This window comes from Candidatus Schekmanbacteria bacterium, from assembly GCA_003695725.1.
Lineage (GTDB): Bacteria > Schekmanbacteria > GWA2-38-11 > GWA2-38-11 > J061 > J061.
In genome coordinates this window covers 1-6,737 of the sequence record RFHX01000342.1, presented here as the reverse complement: position 1 = coordinate 6,737, position 6,737 = coordinate 1, and the positions used below count along the sequence as shown (strand labels likewise).

Annotated in this window: 7 protein-coding genes; all 7 read right to left on the bottom strand. The window is 35.3% G+C overall.

What is annotated here, in order from left to right:
• The coding region (locus D6734_12500; GenBank protein ID RMF92356.1) for a radical SAM protein at window positions 1–898 on the bottom strand (898 nt) is incomplete at its 3' end.
• Window positions 895–1,584, bottom strand: a complete 690-nt coding sequence (rnc, locus tag D6734_12495) for a ribonuclease III (GenBank protein ID RMF92355.1) — start codon at window positions 1,582–1,584, stop codon at window positions 895–897. The genes rnc and D6734_12500, both read right to left, overlap by 4 nt.
• Before the next feature lie 59 nt (window positions 1,585–1,643).
• Complete coding sequence (locus D6734_12490) at window positions 1,644–1,880, bottom strand: acyl carrier protein (GenBank protein RMF92354.1); 237 nt, start codon at window positions 1,878–1,880, stop codon at window positions 1,644–1,646.
• A gap of 34 nt (window positions 1,881–1,914) precedes the next feature.
• Window positions 1,915–2,655: a 3-oxoacyl-[acyl-carrier-protein] reductase gene (gene fabG / locus D6734_12485; GenBank protein RMF92353.1), complete on the bottom strand. Its 741-nt coding sequence runs from the start codon at window positions 2,653–2,655 to the stop codon at window positions 1,915–1,917.
• Between the two features lie 35 nt (window positions 2,656–2,690).
• Window positions 2,691–3,620: a [acyl-carrier-protein] S-malonyltransferase gene (gene fabD / locus D6734_12480; GenBank protein ID RMF92352.1), complete on the bottom strand. Its 930-nt coding sequence runs from the start codon at window positions 3,618–3,620 to the stop codon at window positions 2,691–2,693.
• A 192-nt stretch (window positions 3,621–3,812) separates the two neighbouring features.
• On the bottom strand, window positions 3,813–4,781 hold the full coding sequence (locus D6734_12475; protein RMF92351.1) for an HD-GYP domain-containing protein: 969 nt from the start codon (window positions 4,779–4,781) through the stop codon (window positions 3,813–3,815).
• Entirely contained in the window at window positions 4,774–6,705 is a 1,932-nt protein-coding gene (locus D6734_12470; protein ID RMF92350.1) for a type II secretion system protein GspE, read from the bottom strand. Before D6734_12470 ends, D6734_12475 begins: the two co-directional genes overlap by 8 nt.
• Between the last annotated feature and the right edge of the window lie 32 nt (window positions 6,706–6,737).

The window sequence follows — 6,737 nt, the reverse complement described above, 5'->3', positions numbered from 1 at the left end:
TGCGATACATCGTAGCATAAGCAAGTTTTGAGTCAATCATATGTTTCAGCGATGGATGATAGGGTCCAATTATGGATGTACCTTTATATTCATTGTTTTCAGGCAAACCAAATCGAATGCAGGGAATATTATTCTTGTAAAGAATTTTAAGCGCTTTTGCACCCATATGAATAGTTTCATCAAGCGATAAAGGTTTATATTCATTTTTTAAGTACATCTCCATAATCTTTGTTTCAGGTAATATTAATAAGGGATAAATCCTTATAAACTCGGGCTTCAAAGAAACTGCCTTCTTTATCCCAGCGATGAAACTTTTTTCATCTTCTTTGGGAAGACCCATCATAAGCTGAATCCCCAGTCTTAAACCAGCATTCTTGATTATTTTTGATGCGCGAATAGTTGAATAAGTTGAATGCCCTCTTTCAGATTTTTTCAATACATCGTCTGAAAAAGATTGGGCGCCCAATTCTATTGTCGTAACTTTCTTTTCTTTCAGCCATTCAATATTTTCTTCATTTATTAAATCAGGGCGCGTTGAAATTCTGATTCCGTCAACGATTCCAGCAGAAATCCATTTCTGTGCACCATCGAGAAATTCTTTCTGTATCTTGTTGTCTATTCCCGTAAAACTGCCTCCAAAAAAAGCTATTTCTCTTATTGTCTCTCGAAAGAAAGGGATCCCTATTTCAACTTTGATTGCCTCATTAGATATATTTGAATATTTCCTCTTACTTCTTTTGTCTTTTTTTGAAGAATTCAAGTATAGGTTTACATTTCTGTCAATGACATCTGTTTTTGGAAATCCTTTTTCAAGAGTGACTTTATTTTGATTGCAGTAAATGCACTTTTGAGGGCATCCAGCGTGAGGTATGAAAACTGGAATTATTAGATGCTTCATTTTTTCTTAAAGAATGTAAGTGCTTTTTCAGCAGCTTTTTGTTCTGCTTCTTTTTTTGTTTTTCCAATCCCTCTTCCGAGAGTTTGCCCTGAATGAATCAATTCTATGATAAATGTTTTATTGTGGGGAGGCCCTTTTTCATCTACAACAAAATATTCAGGAGGTTTTTTATAAATTTTCTGATATTTTTCCTGAAAGATCGATTTAAAATCTTCTCTAATAAGGTCTTTGTTTTTGGTAAAGGGAAGAAAGATTTTATATCTTACAAATTTTTTTGCGCTTTCAAGTCCGGAATCAAAAAAAATTGCTCCTATCACGGCTTCCATTGTTGCTGCGAGGACAGCATCCATATTTCTTCTTTGAGGCTCTTTTGTTTTTGCGATTTTAACAAATTTGTCGAGATTTATTTTTTTTGCAAAAAATGAAAGAGTTTTATCAGATACCATTCTTGTTTTGATTTTTGAAATATCGCCAACTGAAAGAGTTTTATATTTCTTTAAAAGATATTCTCTTGAAGCAAGCTCTAATACAGCATCACCAATAAATTCAAGGGTTATATTTTCTCTCTTATTTTTTTTACCGCTTTTATTATTTTTATGGGAAGATGTGTGATTGAGAGCTTTTTTTATAAGGGATTTTTTATTGAATGAGTATGAAATCTTTTTTTCGAATTCTTTGTAATCCATTTAAATTAAAAAGGCGGATATAAAGAGATTCTATTCATATCCACCCTTTCATAATTAATTTACTGGTTTGCGCGTTCAGAAATATAGTCAATAGCGTCTTTTACTGTGACTATCTTTTCAGCGTCTTCATCAGAAATTTCCATTCCAAATTCTTCTTCAAGAGCCATCACAAGTTCGACTACATCGAGCGAATCAGCACCTAAATCATCAAAAAATGATTTCTCAGGTGTTACCTTATCTTCACTAATCTGAAGATTTTCTGCTACAATTTTTTTAACTCTTTCTTCTATAGTCATCAAACTATTACCTCCTATGGTTGTTTATTTTTTGTTACATATACATTCCGCCATTTACATTGAAGACTTGACCAGTAATGTATGACGCTTTTTCAGAAGCGAGAAAGCTTACTACATCTGCAATATCTTGCGGATTTCCAAATCGTTTTAAGGGAATGCTGTTTAACATTTCTTCTTTAACTTTTTCGGGCAGAGATTTTGTCATATCCGTATCAATGAAGCCGGGGGCTATTGCATTAACAGTGATGTTTCTTGATGCAAGCTCCTTTGCAGCGCTTTTAGTCAATCCGATTATTCCGGCTTTTGAAGCCACATAGTTTGCTTGACCGGGATTTCCCATTACGCCTACAACGGAGGCAATGTTTATTATAGCTCCTTTTCTTGCCTTCATCATTTGTTTTGCCACTGCTCTTATACAATTGAATGTTCCTTTGAGATTGATATTTAATACTTGGTCCCACTCCTCATCGCTCATCCTTATAAGAAGATTATCCCTCGTTATCCCGGCATTGTTTACAAGTATATCAATCTTTCCAAATTCGTTGATGGTTTTTTCAACTGCCTCTTTTACATTTTCGGAAGATGTTACATCACAGGCGCAGATTAGACATTTTCTTCCAATTTCTTCTATTGCCTTTTTTGTATCGGCAAGCAAGTCTTCGATGATGTCCACTGCGGCTATATCACATCCTTCTTTTGCCAATTCTTCTGCTATTGCTCTTCCGATACCGCGGGCAGCACCTGTAACAAATGCTGTTCTGTTTTCATTGTTCATATTATATCCTCAAAATTTGAAAAAACATATTTCTTTTAAAGAGAGGAAAAGGTTTTTTCAAGAGTTTTTTTATCTTCGATATTAAATATTTCTACATTTGGTATTGTTTGCTTGATAAGACCTGATAACACCTTGCCGGGACCTATTTCAATAAAAGTGTCAACGCCTTTTTTTCTCATATTTTCAACAGACTGCTGCCAAAGCACTGAGCGGGAAACTTGAAGTTTTAATTTTTCCCTTGCTTCATCGCCGCCATTTGTTTCTGTTGCATCTACATTTGCAAATACAGGAAACTTTGACGGAGCGAATTTGATTTCATCAAGAAGAGGTATCAGTTTTTCTTCAGCTGGTTTCATCAATTCACAATGAAAAGGCGCACTCACCGGAAGCATTACGACTTTTCTTGCCCCTCTTTCTTTTAAAAGTGTAACGGCTTTTTCAACATCTTCTTTTTTGCCTGAAATTACTGTCTGTTTAGGAGAATTGTAATTAGCCACTGATACAATGAGCCCTGTAAGTGAATTTATACAATCTTCAATATCTTCCTTTTGCATTCCAAGAATGGCAGCCATAGCCCCTTTGCCTTCAGGTACTGCTTCCTGCATAAGTCTTCCCCTGATTTTGACAAGCTTCACTGCTTCTGAAAAATCAATAACTCCTGCCGCAACAAGGGCTGAATACTCACCAAGACTGTGTCCGGCAGCGAAAAGTGGATTTAATCCTTTTTCAGAAACTACCCTGTGTGCGGCAATGCTCACAGTCAATATTGCAGGCTGAGTAATCTCTGTTTGTTTTAGTCTTTCTTCAGGACCCTCAAAGCAAAGGGAGGTTATGCTTATCCCAAGTGCTTTATCTGCTTCTTCAAAAACATTTTTTGCAGATTCATAGTTTTCATACAATTCTCTTCCCATACCAACATATTGGGATGCCTGTCCGGGAAAGACAAAAGCAATCTTAGCACTCATCACAATCACCTTTCAAATAGCAATAAATAAAATCAATAACTCCAAAATTGGTATTCTTTTGAATAATCCCAAAAAAAATCAAGAGTTGAAAAGATCAGCAGATTTAAAGAATGTAGGAATCTATAGCAAGATATTGCTCTTTGTCAAATAAATAATAGCAAAGGGATGGTTATTAGGAAATTACAGATGATTTTAGGCGGCGTCGATTTGTGGTGCATCATCCATTATGTTTAAGAATTCAGGAAAGACTTTTTCAAAATATTTTACAACATTAGGGTCGAAATGCGACCCAGCGCCTTTTATTATTTCATTTCTTCCTTCAATAGGGGAGAGGGCTTTCCTATATGGCCTGTCTGTAGTCAGGGCATCATATACATCGGCAACGGCAATTATTCTTGCGCCAAGGGGGATTGAATCTCCCATTAGAGAATTGTATCCGCTTCCATCATACTTTTCATGGTGGTTTATAATTAAAGGAAGAATATCCAAAATCCTTCCTCCTATAGGGGACAACAATCCTTCTGCATTTTTTGTATGGGAATTCATTTCTTTTCTTTCTCTTTCAGAAAGTTTGCTTATTTTATTTAGAATTTTTTCACTTACCCCAATTTTCCCTATATCATGAAGAAGAGCTGCAGTCCTTATATCATCTACTTCTTTTTCATTAAGTTTCATTGCACGTGCAAGTATTTCTGAATACTTTGAGACGCGATAAGCATGATTTTGAGTATATTTGTCAACAGAATCTATTACGATTGAAAGCATTGTGATGATGCCTTTGTAAGTATTATTCAATTCGTATGTATAATTTTTCTGTTTTTCATAGAGAAATCCCATTGTATAGCCCGTTAAGATTAGAAAACTGCCCCATATGACAATGTTAATCCATTTATTGATTACTATATTTCCGTCATCAATAAATGTTTCAGGCACAAAATATGCCATCAGCACTATGAGGAGGACAGAAAGGAGAGCTGAATAGGTGCCATGTTTCTTCCCAAAGAAGAAAGCCCCTAATACCACAGGCAAATAAAAGAAGTTTAAAAAAGCCAGCTGATTTTTAACAAAATAATAGATTATGCCTAATATCAGGACAAGTAAGAATATAATCAATAGTTCCTTATCCACTATTGTATGTTTATTTTTGTCTTTTTTATGCATAGTTTAGTTCTTGAAAATTGTTCTTACAATATGGACAGTATTTCCAATTTTCTTCTTTTTGTCTTCCGCATGAAGGACACACTTTTGACAATGTTATACCGCAGAAGGGACAATTGATGAAATCGGACTTTATAGAGGAATTGCAGTTGGGACATATAACACTTCTAATTTCTTCTTCTTCAAAGATTAGAACTCTGTTTAATTCTTCCAAAGTGGTTAATCCTTTCTTCACCTTTTCTAATCCATCAAAAATCATATATTTCATTCCCGAATTGATTGCTTCCTTTTGTAATAGCTCTGCAGGAGCGTCATTGTTTATCAGTTCCCGAAATTTAGGCGTTATAGTCAAAACTTCAAAAACTCCGATTCTGCCTGAATAGCCTGTATGCGAGCATTTTTGACAGCCCGTACCTTTATAGAAATTGTTATTTTTTATATCTTCAGGTCTAAGGCCTATTTTTACGAATTCTTCTTCTGAAGGATTATATTTTGTTTTACAATTTGGACAGATTAACCTAACCAGTCTTTGTGAGATAATGCCGTTCAGTGATGATGATATTAAATAAGAGGGAACTCCCATATTCTTCAATCTGGTTATAGTGGATATAGTAGAATTTGTATGAACCGAGCTCAATACAAGATGTCCTGTAATTGATGCTTGTGCCGCAATGCATGCTGTTTCGACATCTCTTATTTCACCAACCATTATCGCGTCAGGATCCTGCCTTAATATCGACCTCAGACTGAAAGCAAAGGTCAATCCTACTTTTTCGTTTACATTTACCTGACTAATTCCGGGAATTTCATATTCTATGGGATCTTCGAGAGTAACAATATGTATAGTATTGGATTTAATCCGATTGAGCATTGCATACAGTGTTGATGTTTTGCCGCTCCCTGTAGGACCGGAGAGAAGAATCATTCCTTGAGAACGGTCTATCATTGAAATTACCTTTTTCAACTCTTCACTGCCTAATCCAATGTTTTCAAGCTGAAAGGAATCAGCTTTCATATCAAGTATTCTTATAACTATGTTTTCGCCATACTGAGTTGGAAGAGAAGAAACACGAAGATCAAGTTCTTTGTTTTTGATGCGAATTTTTATTCTACCATCTTGGGGTATTCTTTTTTCAGATATATCCATTTTTGCCATAATCTTGATTCTTGAAATAACAAGACATTGCACCCATTTCGGGAGAGTCATTATATCTTTGAGCAGTCCGTCGATTCTCATCCTAAGATTGACAAACTTTTGCTGTGGCTCTATATGAATGTCACTTGCCCTTCGTTGAACTGCATTGATTATTATGCTGTTTACCATTGCAATAACCGGTGCTGTTTCACTTCTTTTTATGAGATCAGATATATCAAGCTCATTGTCTCCTTCAAAAACAATTTCAACTGGTGATTGAATGGGAAGGCTACTTATCAAATCTTGAAGAGGAATGTTGATATGATAATTATGCGCTATTGCTTCCCGAATTTTATCAGGTGTTGAGATGCAGGGTTGTACATTTCTTCCAGAGGCAAATCTGAGCTCATCTATTGCACTAAGGTCAAGGGGATCTGCGAAAACTGCTTTTATGACTTTTTTATCTACACTTAAAGGGATTAGAGTGTGCTTTCTACAAAGTTTTTCCGGAACTAATTGAATTGCCTCTGGTTCAACGGCTGTTTCGGAGAAATCTATAAATTGTATTCCAAGCTGAAGAGCAAGAACCTTTGCAATATCCATATGGGAAATGAAGCACATTTCCACTAAAATTTCTCCGAGCTTTTTATTTGTTTTCTGTTGCTTGGCTAATGCCTTTTGCAATTGCTCAGAAGTTATAAGGCCAGCATCACATAAAAGCTCTCCCATCTTTTTAATGTTCTTTTTTATTTTCATTGCATCAAGTTTATGAATATTTTTTTTCCTATTCATAATTATTAACCTCCAATTTCGAGGGATAAGAC

What these genes read in the sequence shown, in the direction of transcription:
- D6734_12490 (RMF92354.1), bottom strand. Translation starts at nt 1,880, where the DNA reads ATGACTATAGAAGAAAGAGTTAAAAAAATTGTAGCAGAAAATCTTCAG.
- rnc (RMF92355.1), bottom strand. Translation starts at nt 1,584, where the DNA reads ATGGATTACAAAGAATTCGAAAAAAAGATTTCATACTCATTCAATAAA.
- D6734_12470 (RMF92350.1), bottom strand. Translation starts at nt 6,705, where the DNA reads ATGAATAGGAAAAAAAATATTCATAAACTTGATGCAATGAAAATAAAA.
- fabD (RMF92352.1), bottom strand. Translation starts at nt 3,620, where the DNA reads ATGAGTGCTAAGATTGCTTTTGTCTTTCCCGGACAGGCATCCCAATAT.
- fabG (RMF92353.1), bottom strand. Translation starts at nt 2,655, where the DNA reads ATGAACAATGAAAACAGAACAGCATTTGTTACAGGTGCTGCCCGCGGT.
- D6734_12475 (RMF92351.1), bottom strand. Translation starts at nt 4,781, where the DNA reads ATGCATAAAAAAGACAAAAATAAACATACAATAGTGGATAAGGAACTA.